Source organism: Agrobacterium sp. CMT1 (genome assembly GCF_037203725.1).
Lineage (GTDB): Bacteria > Pseudomonadota > Alphaproteobacteria > Rhizobiales > Rhizobiaceae > Agrobacterium > Agrobacterium pusense.
Map to the genome: position 1 here is coordinate 171,083 of NZ_JBBCAR010000007.1, position 16,949 is coordinate 188,031.

At 58.5% G+C, this 16,949-nt stretch carries 17 protein-coding genes; 7 read left to right on the forward strand and 10 right to left on the reverse strand.

Translation table 11 applies throughout. The features are described 5' to 3' along the window. Positions 1–85: 85 nt before the first annotated feature. Both WA845_RS09415 and WA845_RS09420 read right to left on the reverse strand, forming a co-directional pair. Complete coding sequence (locus WA845_RS09415; RefSeq protein ID WP_112556255.1) at positions 86–1,051, reverse strand: MYG1 family protein; 966 nt, start codon at positions 1,049–1,051, stop codon at positions 86–88. A 159-nt stretch (positions 1,052–1,210) separates the two neighbouring features. After that, positions 1,211–1,696, reverse strand: a complete 486-nt coding sequence (locus WA845_RS09420) for an Lrp/AsnC family transcriptional regulator (RefSeq protein ID WP_337322300.1) — start codon at positions 1,694–1,696, stop codon at positions 1,211–1,213. Between the two features lie 123 nt (positions 1,697–1,819). On the opposite strand from WA845_RS09420, the gene WA845_RS09425 reads away from it, so the two are divergent. Next, the gene (locus WA845_RS09425) at positions 1,820–3,103 is read left to right on the forward strand and encodes a cystathionine gamma-synthase family protein (RefSeq protein ID WP_004445895.1); all 1,284 of its coding nucleotides are present in this window, start codon (positions 1,820–1,822) and stop codon (positions 3,101–3,103) included. Positions 3,104–3,188: 85 nt separating this feature from the next. Beyond that, positions 3,189–3,899 (forward strand): DUF2161 domain-containing phosphodiesterase, encoded by a 711-nt coding sequence (locus tag WA845_RS09430; protein ID WP_072493329.1) that lies wholly within the window; start codon positions 3,189–3,191, stop codon positions 3,897–3,899. An 83-nt stretch (positions 3,900–3,982) separates the two neighbouring features. Here the strand turns inward: WA845_RS09430 and WA845_RS09435 are convergent, their stop codons facing one another. After that, complete coding sequence (locus WA845_RS09435) at positions 3,983–4,879, reverse strand: LysR family transcriptional regulator (protein WP_004445891.1); 897 nt, start codon at positions 4,877–4,879, stop codon at positions 3,983–3,985. A gap of 105 nt (positions 4,880–4,984) precedes the next feature. On the opposite strand from WA845_RS09435, the gene WA845_RS09440 reads away from it, so the two are divergent. The 4 genes from WA845_RS09440 to WA845_RS09455 all read left to right on the forward strand — a co-directional run bounded on the left by WA845_RS09440 (position 4,985) and on the right by WA845_RS09455 (position 8,709). Next, positions 4,985–6,067 carry a 4-oxalomesaconate tautomerase gene (locus tag WA845_RS09440; protein ID WP_034497360.1) on the forward strand — a complete coding sequence of 361 codons (1,083 nt, stop codon included), beginning with the start codon at positions 4,985–4,987 and terminating at the stop codon, positions 6,065–6,067. A gap of 46 nt (positions 6,068–6,113) precedes the next feature. Next, positions 6,114–7,115: an ABC transporter substrate-binding protein gene (locus WA845_RS09445; RefSeq protein ID WP_022563095.1), complete on the forward strand. Its 1,002-nt coding sequence runs from the start codon at positions 6,114–6,116 to the stop codon at positions 7,113–7,115. A gap of 63 nt (positions 7,116–7,178) precedes the next feature. After that, the gene (locus WA845_RS09450; RefSeq protein ID WP_060942253.1) at positions 7,179–7,946 is read left to right on the forward strand and encodes an ABC transporter ATP-binding protein; all 768 of its coding nucleotides are present in this window, start codon (positions 7,179–7,181) and stop codon (positions 7,944–7,946) included. Beyond that, positions 7,933–8,709 (forward strand): ABC transporter permease, encoded by a 777-nt coding sequence (locus WA845_RS09455; protein WP_004445883.1) that lies wholly within the window; start codon positions 7,933–7,935, stop codon positions 8,707–8,709. Before WA845_RS09450 ends, WA845_RS09455 begins: the two co-directional genes overlap by 14 nt. A gap of 181 nt (positions 8,710–8,890) precedes the next feature. On the opposite strand, the gene WA845_RS09460 is transcribed toward WA845_RS09455, so the two are convergent. The 6 genes from WA845_RS09460 to WA845_RS09485 form a co-directional block, all read right to left on the reverse strand. Then, positions 8,891–9,967 (reverse strand): ABC transporter ATP-binding protein, encoded by a 1,077-nt coding sequence (locus tag WA845_RS09460; protein ID WP_034497356.1) that lies wholly within the window; start codon positions 9,965–9,967, stop codon positions 8,891–8,893. Beyond that, complete coding sequence (locus WA845_RS09465; protein WP_004445880.1) at positions 9,964–10,791, reverse strand: carbohydrate ABC transporter permease; 828 nt, start codon at positions 10,789–10,791, stop codon at positions 9,964–9,966. The genes WA845_RS09460 and WA845_RS09465 overlap by 4 nt, the downstream gene beginning before the upstream one ends. Next, entirely contained in the window at positions 10,788–11,690 is a 903-nt protein-coding gene (locus WA845_RS09470) for a carbohydrate ABC transporter permease (protein WP_006697215.1), read from the reverse strand. Before WA845_RS09470 ends, WA845_RS09465 begins: the two co-directional genes overlap by 4 nt. 108 nt (positions 11,691–11,798) lie before the next feature. Continuing rightward, positions 11,799–13,031 (reverse strand): ABC transporter substrate-binding protein, encoded by a 1,233-nt coding sequence (locus WA845_RS09475; protein ID WP_022563091.1) that lies wholly within the window; start codon positions 13,029–13,031, stop codon positions 11,799–11,801. Positions 13,032–13,092: 61 nt separating this feature from the next. Next, the gene (locus tag WA845_RS09480; RefSeq protein WP_112556254.1) at positions 13,093–13,995 is read right to left on the reverse strand and encodes a TIM barrel protein; all 903 of its coding nucleotides are present in this window, start codon (positions 13,993–13,995) and stop codon (positions 13,093–13,095) included. A gap of 12 nt (positions 13,996–14,007) precedes the next feature. Continuing rightward, entirely contained in the window at positions 14,008–15,042 is a 1,035-nt protein-coding gene (locus WA845_RS09485; protein ID WP_112556252.1) for a Gfo/Idh/MocA family protein, read from the reverse strand. 139 nt (positions 15,043–15,181) lie between these two features. Here WA845_RS09485 and WA845_RS09490 point away from each other — a divergent pair, with 139 nt between their 5' ends. Next, positions 15,182–16,216 (forward strand): LacI family DNA-binding transcriptional regulator, encoded by a 1,035-nt coding sequence (locus tag WA845_RS09490; RefSeq protein WP_112556250.1) that lies wholly within the window; start codon positions 15,182–15,184, stop codon positions 16,214–16,216. A 53-nt stretch (positions 16,217–16,269) separates the two neighbouring features. Here WA845_RS09490 and WA845_RS09495 read toward each other — a convergent pair whose 3' ends face one another. Beyond that, positions 16,270–16,884, reverse strand: a complete 615-nt coding sequence (locus tag WA845_RS09495) for a TetR/AcrR family transcriptional regulator (protein ID WP_112556248.1) — start codon at positions 16,882–16,884, stop codon at positions 16,270–16,272. Positions 16,885–16,949: the final 65 nt, after the last annotated feature.

Genomic DNA, 16,949 nt, shown 5'->3' on the forward strand with positions numbered 1-16,949 from the left:
AGACGCTATGCGCAGAACCGCGTTTTAAAAAATGCAGACAGGATCGCGGATTTGCCCCGCCCGAACCGCATCAGCAGCCAGGCGCTCAGGTCCCGCCATTTGACGGCTCTGTCGCCGGTGCATTGTTGCTGAAGGAGAGAGCCTCTTTTACCGCCAGTTCTGCCATGGCCAACGCGGCGTCGCGGGTCTTTGCAGCTGCGACAAACCGGCCGTTATGGCAGAAGCTCGCGCCTTCCACGCCACAAACCGCTTCCAGATCCTTGTCAGTCAGGCCTGCCCAGGCCGCCGGCAGATCCGCCCGCAACGCGAAGCCCTCGTCGGCGCGCCGGATACCGGTCAGGCACCAGTCGTTGTTACGCGGATGAACGACGAAGAGCAGATGATCGGCGCCTGCCTTCACGATGGCGGGCCGGAACGGCATTCCCATCGGCAACTCGAGAATATGCCCTTCGCCAGCATCCACGATAGCCTGCTTCACAAGCGCTTCGGCGCGCAACTTTGCGGCACTGTTGGTTATTTTTGCCTCAACGAAGCTGCGGGCAATGCCCAGCGCCGCGTGGAAATTGCGATTGTCCGCTTCGGGATCGGTGTCATCAAAAACGGGTTTCAGAGTTTCGAGCAGGACGGGCAGGGTCAGCCCGGCGAGCGGTCCGGCGGTCGAGGGGCTGAGCGCCCCATTGTCAACAAGGTCAACAGGCAACACAAAACCGGCATCGAAAGAAGCGTGAATGGTTTCGATGTGGTGTTCTGGAACGCCGAAGGCAGCAAGATAATCGCGGCCGAAATGCTTCCAGATCAGCCCGAACGAACTGTAGGGCTGTCCGTCATCGCGTAACGGCGCGCCGCGCTGGTGGTGGTCGAACATTCCTCTTGCTGCGTCGTAGGCGCCGCCTACGTCGTAGATGATGCGGTCCGCACCGGCAGCGAGCCATTCCGGTGCCCTGCTGCGGATGAGGCGGGCCTGCGGGAAAAGCCGCGTCAGCACAACGCTCGACAGAAGTTCATCGGCATGGAAGCCACCGGAATGGGTGACGAGGAAGTCCGGGTTCATGTCAGGATGTGCCTTGTTGCTTGCGGAAGAGCCGCCCGAGAATGGGGCACCTGATACCCTTTGCCGTACATCATCTCAACCCGCCACGACCCTAATTCGGATCAAAATTTCCCCCGGAAGGTGCGGACAGCATGCCGCCAGCGCGACATTGTCCGCGCGTTACGACGACCAGATGCGCCGCGTCTTGATCGTGTTCATGACGAAGCTGGTCTCGATGGTGTCCACGCATTTCAGCTTCGCGATCTTGTCCTTGATGAAACGCTCGTAATCCTCCAGTCCGCCGCACATGACCTTCAGCATGTAGTCCTTCGTGCCCGTGACAAGATGACATTCGAGAACCTCGTCCCACTCAAGAACCGCCGCTTCGAACATCCGGATTTCATCATCGTGCTGGCGGCTGAGGCGAATGGATGCGAGAGCGGTCATGGTCCATCCCTCGATCGCCGGATCGATGATGGCGGAATATCCCTTGATGGCGGAATATCCCTTGATGGCACCCATTTCTTCCAGGCGTCGAAGCCGGCGTAGACATGCGGATGCCGACAGCCCCACGCGCTCGGCGAGTTCGTTATTCGTGATCCGTGCATCGGCGGACAATTCCCGAAGTATCCGCCGGTCGATCGGGTCTGCAATTTTCTGCGACATAAATTACAATTCTCCGCAATATATTGCTTCATGGGGCATGTAAACGCTCCAAAATGCAAGGCATTTCGACTTCATTGCGTGTAACCTGCAGGAAGTTCAACGCCAGCTGAGGGATCATCGGAAATGACTGCGCCGCATCCGTCCAAAACCCATATCGGCAACCATGCTCTTCATCCCGAAACCCAGATGCTCAATTACGGGTATGATCCGGAGTTGTCGGAGGGAGCCGTGAAGCCTCCGGTGTTCTTGACATCCACCTTCGTTTTCAAGTCGGCAGAAGATGGTCGCGACTTCTTCGATTATGTCTCCGGGCGCAAGGAGCCGCCGGAGGGCAGAGGCGCCGGTCTCGTTTATTCGCGTTTCAACCATCCAAACAGCGAGATCGTCGAGGATCGTCTTGCAGTTTATGAACGGACGGAGAGCTGTGCGCTCTTCTCCTCGGGCATGTCCGCGATTTCGACGACGCTTTTCGCCTTCGTCCGGCCCGGCGATACGGTGCTCCATTCCCAGCCCCTTTACGGCGGCACGGAAACGCTTCTCGCGAAGACCTTTCATAATTTCGGCGTGTCCGCAGTGGGTTTCGCCGATGGTGTAAGCGAAACCTCGGTCATGGCGGCGGCAGAGGAGGCGATGGCGAAAGGCAGGGTGTCCGTTATCCTGATCGAGACCCCCGCCAATCCGACGAACAGCATTGTCGACATCGCCATGATAGGCCGGGTCGCCGAGGTGATTGGCAAAAGGCAGGGGCACAGGCCGATCATCGCCTGCGATAACACGCTTCTTGGTCCTGTATTCCAGCGGCCCATAGAACATGGCGCCGATATTTCGCTCTATTCGCTGACAAAATATGTTGGCGGGCATTCCGATCTTATCGCCGGGGCGGCACTGGGGCGCAAGGATGTGATGAAGCAGGTGAAGGCCCTACGTGGGGCGATCGGCACGCAGCTCGATCCGCACTCGTGCTGGATGCTCGGACGTTCCCTGGAGACGCTGCAAATCAGGATGGAACGGGCGGACAGCAACGCCAGGCTTGTGGCTGAATTCCTGAATGCCCATCCCAAGGTCGAAAAAATCCACTACCTGCCATTCAGCGATCCGGCATCCGCGGTTGGCAAGGTGTTTGCCGCCCAATGTTCGGGGGCAGGATCCACCTTCTCATTCGACATTGTCGGCGGGCAGGCCGCATCTTTCAAATTTCTCAATGCGCTCAACATATTCAAACTTGCGGTAAGCCTTGGCGGCACGGAATCCCTTGCTTCTCATCCCGCAACGATGACGCATTCAGGCGTTCCTGCCGATGTCCGTCAGCGTATCGGTGTGCTTGATTCCACGATCCGGCTGTCAATCGGCATCGAACACCCCGACGATCTTATCGCCGACCTGACCCTTTCACTGGATCAGGTCTGACGCTTCACGTGCCAACCAAGAGGTTGTCCTGTGCAGGCGGATCGATATATCTGGGGGTAGTATAGTCACGTGAACCTTCAGGCATATGGAAACTTCGCTTTATCTGCCCGTCAAAGATTTCCTCGAAGAGGCGGGTTATACCGTCAAGGGCGAAGTGGGTGGCTGTGATCTTGTTGGCTTGAGCGATAACGATCCCCCCGTCGTCGTCATCTGCGAGCTAAAGCTGAGCTTCAATCTGGAGCTCATTTTGCAGGCTGTCGATCGCGCAGCTATCGCAGATGAGGTGTGGATCGCCGCCCGGGTCTCTGCCAGGGGTAAGGGCCGCGAGGCTGACAGGCGTTACCGCGATCTTTGCCGCAGGCTCGGGATCGGTATGCTGGGAATCTCCGATGCCGGTGACGTCAGCATCATCGTCGGCGCCGTTTCGCCGATGCCGCGAACCAATCCGAAACGGCGGTCGCGGCTCATGCGGGAACATCAGAGGCGGCGGGGCGATCCCACGGCGGGTGGGAGCACGCGCATGCCAATAATGACAGCGTATCGCCAGCAGGCGCTTGGCTGCGCCGTGGCGCTGGCGTCGGGTCCGATGCGCGTGCGTGAGGTCAGGTCCAATATACCCGATGCCGGGAAGATACTGCTTTCGAATGTTTATGGCTGGTTCGAACGACTCGACCGGGGAGTCTACGGTCTGACAGAGGCCGGACACGAAGCTTTGCAGCGGTGGCCACAGCAGGACGTGCCGGCAAAGGCTGTCGACGGGATTGTGCGAGGCACGGTCGGCTTCGAAGAAACCTGACGGCGAAAAACCTTTCCAAGACTTCAGGAGATCAGGATTGCGGGGTCAGGGGCCCTCCCGGGCATCCCCGACCCATCAGGTGACTACTGTGTCTTCCAGGTCTCCAGCAGCAGCCGGACGAATTTTTCCGCGGCGGGCGAAAGGGCACTGCTTCGCCTTTGTACAATGCCAATCGTACGGGAGACGACGGGATTGACGATCGGCCTGGTGATGAGAAATGGATGTTCGTCCTGCGGCGTGGCCAGCCGCGGCAGAACGGAAATGCCCAGTCCGGCTTCGACCAGCCCGAGCGACGTATTGAGATGAGTCACCTCATAAAACCAGTTCAGCTTTAGATTGTGTCTCGCAAGCGCGCCGTCTAGAAGGGTCCTGTTTCCGCTCGAACGGTCCACGACGACGAGCGGATAGGCTTCCAGCTGATTCCATTCAATCGTTTCGAAATTTGCCAACGGGTGATCTTTCCTCATCGCCAGCACGAACGGGTCATCGATGAGCGGTTCGAATGACAGTTCGGGATCGGAATTGCCCATCAGGTTGATGCCGAATTCCACCTCGCCTCTCGCAACCGCCTGCAGCCCCTCATTTGCCGTGAGATCCCTGATGCGCAGCCTGATGTTTGGATATTGCTGACTGAAGGTCTTGATAACCGTGGGAAGAAAGTAGAAAGCGGCGGTGGGAACGCAGGCCATCGTGATGAGGCCGCGCCGTTGCGCGCCATCTTTCATGGCGAACAGCGACCCATCGAATTCTTCCAGCATACGCCGGACAAGCGGCATCACCTCCTGGCCCATGGCGGTGGGAGCGACATGTCGAGTCGTTCTCTCCAGAAGCGGTGCGCCGATGGCCTGCTCCAGCTTCTGGATGCGGCGGGTGAGTGCCGGCTGGGAGATATGCAGCGCCTCCGCTGCCCTGTGAAAGCTCTCAAGCTCAACTACGGATTGAAATGCGCGCAAATCCAGTATTTCGCAATTGATGCTCATTTCGCAATAAACCTCCAAAACATTGCATTTAACAGATTAGACTCTTTTGCCCATATTGCAACAACGCGGCGCATTGATCCGCAAAATGCAAGATTGAGGCTAATCATGAACGATCTGATGAAGATACCCTGTGTGCTGATGCGCGGCGGAACGTCTCGCGGACCGTTCTTTCTGGCTTCCGATTTGCCCCGAGATCCGGCGGCAAGGGATGCGGCTCTGCTGTCCATCATGGGCTCAGGCCATCCGCTGCAGATCGACGGTATCGGCGGGGGCAATCCGGTTACGTCGAAGGTGGCGATCATCGGACCTTCCACGGTCGCCGGCGCCGATATTGATTATCTGTTCGCACAGGTGCGCACCGACAGGCAGCATGTCGATTATTCCCCCAATTGCGGGAATATGCTGGCCGCCGTCGGTCCCTTCGCGATTGAGGCGGGGCTCGTGCCGGCGCAGGGTAACGATACGCTTGTCAGGATTCACAACGTGAATACCGGCAAACTGATCGAGGCGAAGGTGCCGACGCGGGGCCGCGAGGTAATTTATCTTGGTGACGCATCGATCGACGGTGTTCCGGGTCTTGCGGCACCCATCGCATTGACATTCATGGATGCAGCCGGCGCGAAAACCGGCAGGCTGCTGCCGACCGGAAAACCCGTCGATGTGATCGACGGGGTGGATGTAACGGCGATAGATTGCGCCATTCCGATGGTTCTCATGCGGGCAGCTGATCTCGGCGTCACCGGCTACGAAGATCCGCAATCGCTCTCCGCCAATCGAGACCTGATTGAACGGATGACCCGCATACGCATCGAGGCTGGAACGATGATGGGGATGGGAGACGTTCGGGATATGGTCATCCCAAAGCCGGTGCTCATTGCGCCGGCGCGGCGGGGTGGAACGTTTTCGGTCAGGTATTTCATGCCGAACGAGTGCCATCCTGCCCTCGCGACAACCGGCGCTGTCGGCATCGCGACGGCGGCCGTAACGGAAGGCACCGTCGCCTATAGTGCGGCAGGAGGGCTTTCCGTGCCGACCCAGATCCGAATCGAACATCCCGCAGGCCGTCTGGATGTACAGCTGGAAATGCGAAACGGAGCCATAACAGCCGGACTTGTAAGGACGGCGCGCAGGCTGTTCGAAGGCTTTGCCTTCGCCAAGCCGATGGCTGCGATTGAAGACGCAGCATAGACAAGGCCATAGTGGCTAAAATATCGCGAAACGGGAGGAGACCCTCATGCGTAAATACCTGCTTGCAACGGCTGCGCTCTGTGCGCTGGCGGCAACCGCCAATGCCGAATCTGTCAGAATGAGCGTCGGCTCATACAACCTCAACAACCTGCCTTTCCCCGTTGCGGCCAGCCTCGGCTTTTATAAGGAAGAGGGGCTTGATGTGACGACCGAGAACTTTGCCCAGGGAGGCTCGAAGGTGCTACAGGCGCTCGTCGCCGGCTCCACGGACGTCGCCGTCGGTTTTTATGACCACACCATCCAGATGCAGTCCCAGAACAAGCACGTCGTGGGCTTCGTTCAGCTCGCCCGCAACTCGGGTCTGGTTCTTGCAGGAAAGAACGATACTGACTTCGATCCCGCAAAGCCTGAGACGATCAAGGGCAAGAAGGTCGGTATCACCTCGCCGGGCTCTTCCTCGGACTTCTTCATTCGCTACTATATGAAGCAGCACAATTTAAGCGACAACGATATCTCCATCATCGGCGTCGGCTCGGGTGCTGCCGCCGTTGCGGCCCTGCAGCAGGGCAAGATCGATCTGCTCGTCAATTATGACCCGGCGGCCACGATTGTCGTCGAACGCGGGCTGGGCAAAATCCTCATCGATGCACGCAGCGATCAGGGCGCAAAAGATGTTTATGGCGGCATCTATCCGACCTCCGTGCTTTATGCGACCCAGGAGTATATCGACGCGAATCCCGAAGTGATCCAGAAGGTCACCAATGCCACGGTACGGGCGCTGCACTGGATGAAGCAGCATTCGGCGGAAGAAATCGTCGAGAAGCTTCCTGACGACTTCGTGTCCGGGGACAAGAAAACCTACATCAAGGCCGTCGAAGCCGCGAAGGCTATCTTCTCCGAAGACGGCAAATTCGAGCCCGGCGATCTCGAAACGCCGCTTGCCGTTCTCAAGACCTTCAACGAGGCAGTGGCAAAGGCGTCGATCGACCTCAACACCACCTATACCAACAAGTTCGTCGAAGCCGCGGCTTCGAAGGCTGCAAACTGAGAGGCCGCCATGTCATCCCCAGTCAGAAAGCTAGAGCCAGTGGCGGACTTCAAACCACAGCCCATGGTCGCGATCGAGAACGTCACCATGGCATTCGGTGCGTTTGTTGCAGTCCAGGACGTTAACCTCAAGGTCGGCGATGGCGAGTTTCTTTCCATTGTCGGGCCCACCGGGTGCGGAAAGTCGACCATCCTCAATGCCATTGCTGGCTTGCTGAAGCCCGCGCAGGGCACGGTTTCCATCGACGGTTCAGCGGTCCAGGGTGTGCAGAACAATATCGGATATCTGTTTCAGCAGGACGCCCTCCTTCCCTGGAAGACCGCATTTCAAAACGTCGAGCTTGGTCTGATGTTCCGGGGCGTTGCCGAGGACGAGCGGCGTGCCAAGGTCACGGCATGGCTTGAAAAAGTCGGCCTCAAGGGTTTTGGCGACCGTTTTCCGCATCAGCTTTCCGGCGGGCAGCGTAAACGCGTACAGATGGCGCAGGCGCTGATTACCGAGCCGAAGGTCATCCTGATGGACGAGCCCTTCTCGGCACTCGATATCCACACCCGCCATCTCATGCAGAACGAATTGCTGCGCCTGTGGCAGGAGGATCGCCGGGCGGTGGTCATGATTACCCATGATCTGGAGGAGGCTATTGCGCTCGGAGATCGGGTCGTCGTTCTGGCTGCGGGTCCGAAGAGCCGTGTCATCGAGAGCTTTCCCGTCGATCTCGAACGACCCCGCAACGTCGCTGAAATCAAACTCGATCCGAAATTCATGACGCTCTATCGCGATATCTGGGCGTCCCTGCGCGGCGAAGTGGAGAAAAGCTATGCAAGCCGTTAATGTTCGTATCATCCAGGTCGTTCTTCTGGTCGTGCTTCTTGGCGGATGGCAACTCGGTGTGTCCTCCGGCGCCATTGATCGCTTCTTCTTTCCCGCACCCTACGATATCGTCAGGCAGGTGATCGACTGGGTTGCGGATGCCGGCTTCTACAAGCATGTCGGCATTACCCTCAGCGAAACCGTGCTCGGTTATCTCATCGGCACCGGTCTCGGGGTGGGCGCTGGCGTCTGGCTGGGCCTCAGCCCCTTCGTCGCCCGCGTGCTCGATCCGTTCATCAAGGCGGTAAACGCCATTCCCCGCGTCGTCCTGGCTCCGATATTCGTTCTCTGGCTTGGCCTCGGTCTGTGGTCGAAAGTTGCCCTTGCGGTTACGCTCGTCTTTTTCGTCACCTTTTTCAACGCCATGCAGGGTGTGCGCGAAGTAAATCCGGTCGTGCTGTCAAATACCCGCATCCTCGGGGCGCGGCGCACGGATCTGCTGCGTCATGTCTATTTTCCCGCTGCGGCGAGCTGGATTTTGTCGTCGCTGCGCACCTCCGTCGGCTTTGCGGTGGTTGGCGCGATCATCGGAGAGTATCTTGGGGCTTCTGCAGGCCTCGGCTACCTCATTGCCCGGTCGGAAGGCAATTTCGATGCGGTCGGCGTTTTCGCAGGCATCATCATCCTTGCGGTCTTCGTCCTCATCATCGACCTCATTCTCGATGTCGCAGAGAAAAGGCTGATCACGTGGAGGCCCAACGCAGGTGAAGAGCGGCCTGCATGAGGTCGGGGTAGCTGAAATACAGCGGGGCAGCCATTTGGCTGCCCCTTTTTTTTGAACCGTCCCGGCGACATGGACCATGGCCTTTCCACATTGCATAGCAGAGCTTCGAGTCCGGGGCTGGACGATAGGGGATCGTCAAACCGAAGACGACCGGCGTCCCGCTTCGCTGCGGTTCACCGGTTTACAAGCCAGCGCCTGTCTCTTCATCGAAGAGATGCATATCGGACGGGTCAACGTCGAGGCCGATGACCTCGCCGGCCTTGACCAGACTGCGGCCCTGTATCGCAATCACCAGTTCCGTGGATGTGCCAAGTGTCAGGAAAGTTGCCGAGCCCGTTGTCTCCACAGCGGAGACGGGCAGTGTCAACACCGCTCCCGTTGCAGTAGCGGGGCTGATATGTTCGGGCCTGATGCCGACGATGAGATGTTTGCCCGGCTGCAGGGGGGCGGGGCTCCTGATCGACTGCCGGGGTTCACCGTCGCCGAACCGCAGCTGGAGCGATGCGCCATCCGGACTCACGGTCGCCGGGATGAAGTTCATGGCTGGGGAGCCGATAAAGCCTGCGACGAAGCGGTTGACGGGATGGTCATAGAGCTCCAGCGGTGTCCCCTGCTGCTCGATTACCCCGTCACGCATCACGACGACATGATCGGCCATGGTCATCGCCTCGATCTGGTCATGGGTGACATAGACCGAGGTGGCGTGCAGGCGGTCGTGGAGGGCGCGGATTTCCTTGCGCATGTGAACCCGCAAGGCCGCATCGAGGTTGGAGAGCGGCTCATCGAACAGGAACGCCTGCGGATTACGGATGATCGCCCGGCTCATGGCGACACGCTGGCGCTGCCCGCCAGAGAGTTCTCGGGGATAACGCTTCATGAGCTTGGAAAGCCCCGTCGTGGCGGCAACCTCTTCCGCGGCCTTGCGGGCTTCTGCCTTGGCGACACCACGCATGCGCAGCGAATAGGTGAGGTTTTCCTCGACCGTCATATGCGGGTAGAGCGCATAGGACTGGAATACCATCGCCACATCGCGCTTGCGCGGCGGCACACCGTTCATCAGCGTGCCGGCAATGCGCATGTCACCGGCCGAGATGCTCTCCAGCCCGGCAAGCGAGCGCAGAAGCGTGGACTTGCCGCAGCCGGATGGTCCCACAAGGGCGACAAAGGTGCCCTTCTTGATGGAAAGGTTGATGTTCTTCAGGGCATGGAAAGCGCCGTAATATTTATTGACGCCTGATAGTTCGATCTGAAGGGTCATTTTAGCGCTCCTGATGTCAGGCCGGATACGATGCGGCGCTGCAAGAGAATGAAGAGGGCGAGAATGGGCGTCACATACATGGTCGCATAGGCCATGATGTTGTTCCATTCGCTGGTGTTGGGCCCCATGAAGGAATTGAGGCCGACGCTGGCGGGCTGCAGTTCCGCCGCCTGGATCATCGATTTGGAGTAAACGAACTCACCGAAGGCCTGCATGAAGATGAGAATGGCGCTGACGAGGATGCCGTTTCTGGCAAGTGGCAGCACGATATTGAAAAACGCGCCGACCCTCGAATTGCCGTCTACGAGCGCTGCCTCCTCCAGTTCCTGCGGCACGGCCATGAAGGTGGCGCGCACCAGCACAACGAAGAAGGGCATGCTTTTCGCCGCAATGGCGAGGATGACCGACAGGCGTGGATAATCCAGAAGCCCGAATTGCGAGAAACCGACGAAGATCGGCGTGATCATCAATGAAGCTGGAAGGACTTGCAGCATCAGGATGAGGAACAGGCCGATATCCACCCAGACATTGCGATAACGGGCCAGCACATAGGCGCAGCCGACGCCGAGGATGGTGATCAAAAACACCGCACTCGAAGCGATCAGCACCGAATTCCACAGGTAACGGCCCATGTTGCGGCTGTTCCAGACATAGGCATAGGTCTGCCATTGTGGTTCACCAGGCCAGAAGGAGGGCGGGTTGGCGAACATCTCCGAGCCGCTTTTGAGCGAGGTCAGATACATCCAGTAGAGCGGGAAGAGGTAGATGATGGCAAGAATGATGGCGATTGCCAGCATCAGGCGGTTACGGTTGTTAATGCTCATCCGCGTACCTCATGCCGTGTGGAGCGCACATAAACGATGGAGGCCAGCATGACGAAAACGATCATGATTACTGAAATCGTCGCGCCCTTGCCGAAGTCATATTGCCGGAAGGACAGGTCCCAGGCCCAATATTGCGCCACGTTGGAACTGTTATTGGGTCCGCCATCGGTAATGGCGGCAAATAGATCGAATTGCTGCAAGGTGAAGATCAGCCCGAGCGAGATGATCGCGCCGATGGTGGAGCGCATCATGGGCAGCGTGATGGTGTAGAAGCGCTGCCAGGCGTTGGCGCCATCAAGCTCGGCGGCTTCGTAAAGATCGCCGGGAATGGAGGCGAGGCCGACGGAAAGGAGGATCATGTTGAAGGAGGTGCCGAGCCAGATATTGGCGATCACAACCGCCCAGAGCGAAAAATTCGCATCCGAACGCCAGAAAATATTGCCTGATATCAGTCCGCTTTCGCGCAGGAAGAAGTTCAGAACCCCGAAGTCGCCGGACAAAATCCAGTTCCAGATAGCACCGACAACGAGGCCGGGCATGACCCATGAAACGAGGAACAGGCCCCGCAGCCAGGTGGCGCCGGGGAAATTGACCCAGAAAAACAGAGCCAGACCGAAGCCGATGACAAATTGCCCCGCTATGGAAGCGACGACAAAGGTTACCGTATTCATCAGAATGGGCCAGGTTTCCGGCTGCCGGAACAGATCGACATAGTTCTTGAAACCGACGAACGGGCGCACGAAGGTGCCCAGGCTGAACATGTCGACTTCCTGAAAGCTCATGACGATGTTGTAAAGCAGGGGTAACCCCGCCATCACGAAGAGGAAAGCCAAAGGAAAGGCGACAAGGGCGATATCGAAACCGCGACCATCGCTGATGCTGGAAAGCAGCTTTTTCATAAGAAATCCTCGCAAGCTCCGCTCGGGGCCGCCGCCGCTTATCACGGCAAGCGACCCCACCGGGAGGAACCCTGCGGATGGGGCCGGACATGCCGGCCGCCTCCCTGATCAGCCATCGACGAGCTTGATTTTCTGTGCAGCCTGGTCGAGTGCGTCCTTCGGAGACATCTGTCCCGTCAGCGCGGCCTGAATGGCATCCTGAATGGCCTTCGAGATTTTCGGCCATTCGGGCGAGGGGCCACGCGGCTGTGCATATTTGAGCTGCTCGACGAAGGTCTTGAGCGCTTCATCCTTCAGCGCATTGCCGGTGGGCGGTACGGGAATGTCCGAACGCGCCGGCAATTGGCCAAAATTCTTGAACATGTCCTTGTCCTGCGAGACAAAGAACTCGATCGCCTTGAAGGCCTCTTCAGGATGTTTGGTCTTCGAGAAGATCGCCCAGTTATAGTCGCCCATGGCCGATGAGCGCGGCGCATCGGGCGCCGGAACCGGCAGCAGCGTGACGCCCCAGTCGAACTTCGCGTCCTTCAGCATGCGGTCGATTTCCCATGGGCCCGAAATGACCATGGCGGCGTTGCCGGCGTTGAAGGTCGCGGTAGAATCCCACTGGCTGCGTGTCAGCGTATCGGGCGAAGCCAGTTTTTCGTCCAGCATCAGCTTCCACGTCTCGAGCGCTTTCACGGCTCCCTCGGTGTTGATGTTCTTGTAGGTGGCGCCAGCCATCTGCGCCCAGGGCAGGAACTGGAATGTGCCCTCCTCATTCGCCTTGGCGCTGAAGCTGATGCCATAGACGTTCTTGGAAGGGTTGGTCAGTTTGCGTGCCGCGTCAACCAGCTCATCCCAGGTTTGCGGCGGCTTTGCCGCATCCAGCCCGGCGGCCTTGAACAGATCCTTGTTGTAATAAAGAGCGATCGTGTTGGTCGCCTTCGGGACGCCGAAATATTTTCCATCCCACATTACCGATTTCAGCGGGCCGGGGAAATAATTCTCCGTCTTGATGACATCGGACTTGGCTATCATGTCGGTCACATCGAGGAAGGCTCCGCGTGCGGCGAACATAGCGTGGTTGGGGTTGTCGATGGCGATGATGTCGGGCGCATTGCCGGTCGAATAGGCGCGCATGGATTCGCTCACCACGTCATCGAACTGCAGTTGCCGGTATTCGATTTTGATGCCGTTATTGAGCGCGTTGAACTCCTTGATGAGATTTGGAGCCGGCTGGATATCCCGGTCCAGCGACCACAAGGTCAAAGTCACGTCCTCTGCCTGTGCCGCAATCGCGCCGGCGGACACGCCCGCCAACAGAAACACGCCGGCCATCATGCATTTTGCGATACCCATAATCTCCTCCTCTTGGTTATCGTCTCTGCAATCTCGGGAACCTTCTCCCAAAAGGTTTCCGTTATGTCGGATCGACGACGAAATCGCCGCCTCGGCATTTTTTCAGATAGTTCAGGCCATGCACCTGTCCGGTCATTTCCAGCGCATCGCGATAGACCGGGTCATGCCAGCCTTCGATATCGATCGAGCCGGACCAGCCGGCGAGGCGCAGTTCGGAAATAATGTCGGTCCAGTTGCTGTCGCCGAAACCCGGCGTGCGCATGAAGACGAACTTCTCCTTGCCGAAAATGCCATGCTCGCGGATGACGTCCCAGCGGATGGTCGCGTCCTTGCCATGCACGTGGAAAATCTTCTTCGCCCATTTGCGGATCTGCGGTAGCGGATCGATCAGATAAACCATCTGGTGGCAGGGTTCCCACTCGATGCCGATATTCTCGTCCGGCGTTTCGTTGAAGATCAGTTCCCAGGCATCGGGATTATGCGCAATGTTCCAGTCGCCCGTCTGCCAGTTGCCGTCCATGGCGCAGTTTTCAAAAGCGATCTTTATGCCCTTGTCGGCGGCACGCCTGGCAAGCTCGCTCCAGATTTCCTTATATCTGTGCAGGCTCTCCGGCAGCGGCCTGCCGCGCAGGCGGCCGGTGAAACCTGCCACGCAATTCGCACCGAAATGATGGGCGTTGTCGATGCAATCCTTCCAGCCCTGCAATGTCTGAAGGTCGATATCGGTTTCTTCCAGCGGATTGCCGAACATGCCGAGCGTACTGATGGTGATATCGCGGTCGCCAATTGCGTCAAGGCAGCGCTTGCCGAGTTCGGCAAGCTCCTGACCGTTGGTCGTCTGCCAGAAGAAGGGCTCGAAGCTTTCAAAGCCGAGATCGGCGATCTGCCCGATACGTTCGGCCGCCTGACCCTTGGTGGCGCTGATCATGGTGCCGATGCGGATGGATGTTGCCGGATTGCTCACGTCTGTCGGTCCTTATGCTGCAATGGAAACGCGCTGGCCAAGGCGCGCGCTTTCGATCGCGCCCATCACCATTGCGAGGCTGTTGATATTGTCGAAGGAGGCTGTTTCCGGCATCTCGCCGGTACGCATGGATTCGAGAAATGATAAAATGACGCTGGCATGGCCGCGCGCGACCCTGTCTGACACAGCATCGGAAACGTTTACGGTCTTGAAGCCACGCAGAAGACCCTGTTCGTTGCCAGCCACCGAGGCGGAAAAACCGTCTTCGCCATCCCAGAGAATCATGCCTTTGGAGCCGATCAGCCGCCAGCGTGCTTCCCAACTCGTCCGCTCGCCTTCAGCGCACCACGAGCCGCGATAGGTGAAGACGACATCGTTGGAGAACTCGAAAATCGCGTTGGCGCTGGCCCCATGCGCATACCATGAGCCCGCCGGGTTCTTCTCCACACAGAAGACGGAGAGCGGCTTTTCATTGGCGACGAAACGGGCCGCGTCGAAGGTGTGAATTGCCATATCGAGAAGCAGGACGTTTTTCATCTCCTCGCGAAACCCCCCGAAATGCGGCCCCAGGAAGAAATCGCAATGGATGGCGGTCAGATCACCGATGACGCCTTCCTCCAATGCGCGGCGTAGACGTCTGATGCCGGCCACGAACCGACGGTTTTGCACCACGGCGTGAATTTTGCCGGCTTTTTTCGCCAGTTCCACCAGCGTCGCGGCTTCCTCCATCGAGGCTGCAAGCGGCTTTTCACTCAGCACATGGCATCCAGCTGCGAGACCGGCTTCGACTACGGCGAAACGCGCCTGCGGGATGACGATGTCAAAAAGAATGTCGGCTTTCGTTTCGGCGAGAACCGCGCGAAGATCGGTGCCGATGACCGCGCCGGTGAGGGCGAATTCCTCGGCAAGCGCGCGGGCCGTGCCCTCGTTCAGGTCCACCAGACCTGCGATCCTGATTTCGCCGGCGATTTCCGGCGAGGACTGGATGGCGCGCAGCCAGCCTTTGGCCATGGCTCCGCACCCGCATAAAACGGCATTAAAAGTCATCTCATCTCCCCGGACTCTTTCGCAAACTCCTCTTTGCGCAGAGCGTCGTAAACGTTTACGAGACTATGCCGATGATGTTAGATATGTCAAGACCATCAAGTGGCGCGCAGATTGCGGGCCGGGATTTGGAGGGGAGCGCATGAAAGGAATTCGCCAGCTTGCCGATTACCTCGAGATATCGATCGGCACTGTTTCCCGTGCGCTGAACGGCAAGCCCGACGTGAACGAAGAGACACGGCGCCGCGTTCTCGAGGCTGCGGAAAAACTGGGTTACGTCGCCAACCAGTCAGGCCGCAGCCTGCGGCAGGGAACGACCAATGTCATTGGTCTGATGACGGGCAGTGACGCGCAGACGGTGGAGAACGCCGACAACTTCTTTCTCGGCTTGACGGATGGCCTGCAAAGCGTGTTTTCCGGTCACAACCTCGATCTCATCGTTCTGCCTTGCCCGGGAGAAGAGGACCCCGACGAATATCTCAAGCGTATGGTGGCGCGCCGCATGGTCGATGCGATGATCATTTCCGCCACCCGGCGAATCGACAGGCGTGTCGATTTTCTCAAGCAGAATCGGCTTCCTTTCGTAGCGCTCGGGCGGACCGCCTCCAGCACGGATCATGCCTGGGTGGATCTCGATTTCGAGGGCGTCGCGAAAAGCGCGATCGATCGCCTCGTGGCCTCCGGGCATCGTGCGATCGCGGTAGCCGCGCCCGACAGCGATATCAATCTCGGGCATGTGTTCCTTGATGGGTACAGGCGTGCGCTGGACGATAATGGCATCGCTTATGATTCCTCTTTGGTCATCCGGGCGAAATCGAGCGAGCAGGGCGGTTATCACGCCGCCAGCGAATGGCTGCAGATGCGGCCTCGGCCGACGGCGATTGTGCTGATCTATGAGTTGATGGCCGTCGGTCTTTATCGTCGTCTTGCGGAAGCGGGGCTCGAACCGGGGCGGGATCTCGCCGTCATCGGATTCCGTGACGGCCCGCGCGGACAGTTTCTCGAACCGCGCCTGACAAGCTTCCGCATGTCGCTGCATGATCTCGGTGTTACGGTGGCGCAGACTCTTTTGTCGACAATGCCGGCCTATGCGCCATTTTATCCCGCCCAGGCCCGCCATTGCATATGGCCGATGGTGCTCGTGGCGGGGGAGAGCGATCCAGGTCCGGTATCGTAGGTCAGCCAGGTGGGGTTCCATCCAGCCCGCGGCGGGCAGGATGTTTTGGCTGCTCAGGGGAGCAGGCCGTTCATGAGCACGTCGAGGTGAACCTTGATGACGGCCTCCTTGTCCAGACTGCGCCGGTCGTCGAAAATCAGCCTGAAAACCAATGTTCCGACCATTGGTGACATGACGACATGCGCAAGTTCGGGCGCGTTGGCCCTGAATCTCTTTTTCGCGACACCTTTGTCCAGGATAGCATTGATGCGGGCGAGCACCGGCGCCATCAGAATATCATGGTGGTGGTCTATCAGATCCGGAAACTTGGCTCCCTCGGCCACGACGAAACGAAAGAGTTCCCGCATACGCCGGTCATCCACCAGCGTTTCGAACAGGAATTCGAGAAGCAGGCGAAGCTCCTCGACCGGATCGTCGGAGGTGCGTTCGTAGGCTTCGAATGCCTCTTGGAACGGTCTGCCGACGTGCTCGATCATCGCGGCAAAAAGGGTTTCCTTGGTTTCGAAATAGACATAGACCGTGCCTTTCGTCACTCCCACCCGGTCGGCAATGTCTTCGACCCGCGTTGCCGTAAATCCCCTTTTGGTGAATTCCTCAAATGCGGCGTCGAGAATTTGCAGCGGACGTTGTATCTTCTGTTCTGCACGTGAGAGTTTCGTTTTCGCCATTACCCCGGATCCTTACATATTGTCGGCGCGTGCCCTTCTACCCGTCGTGATCGGCGGAAATAACA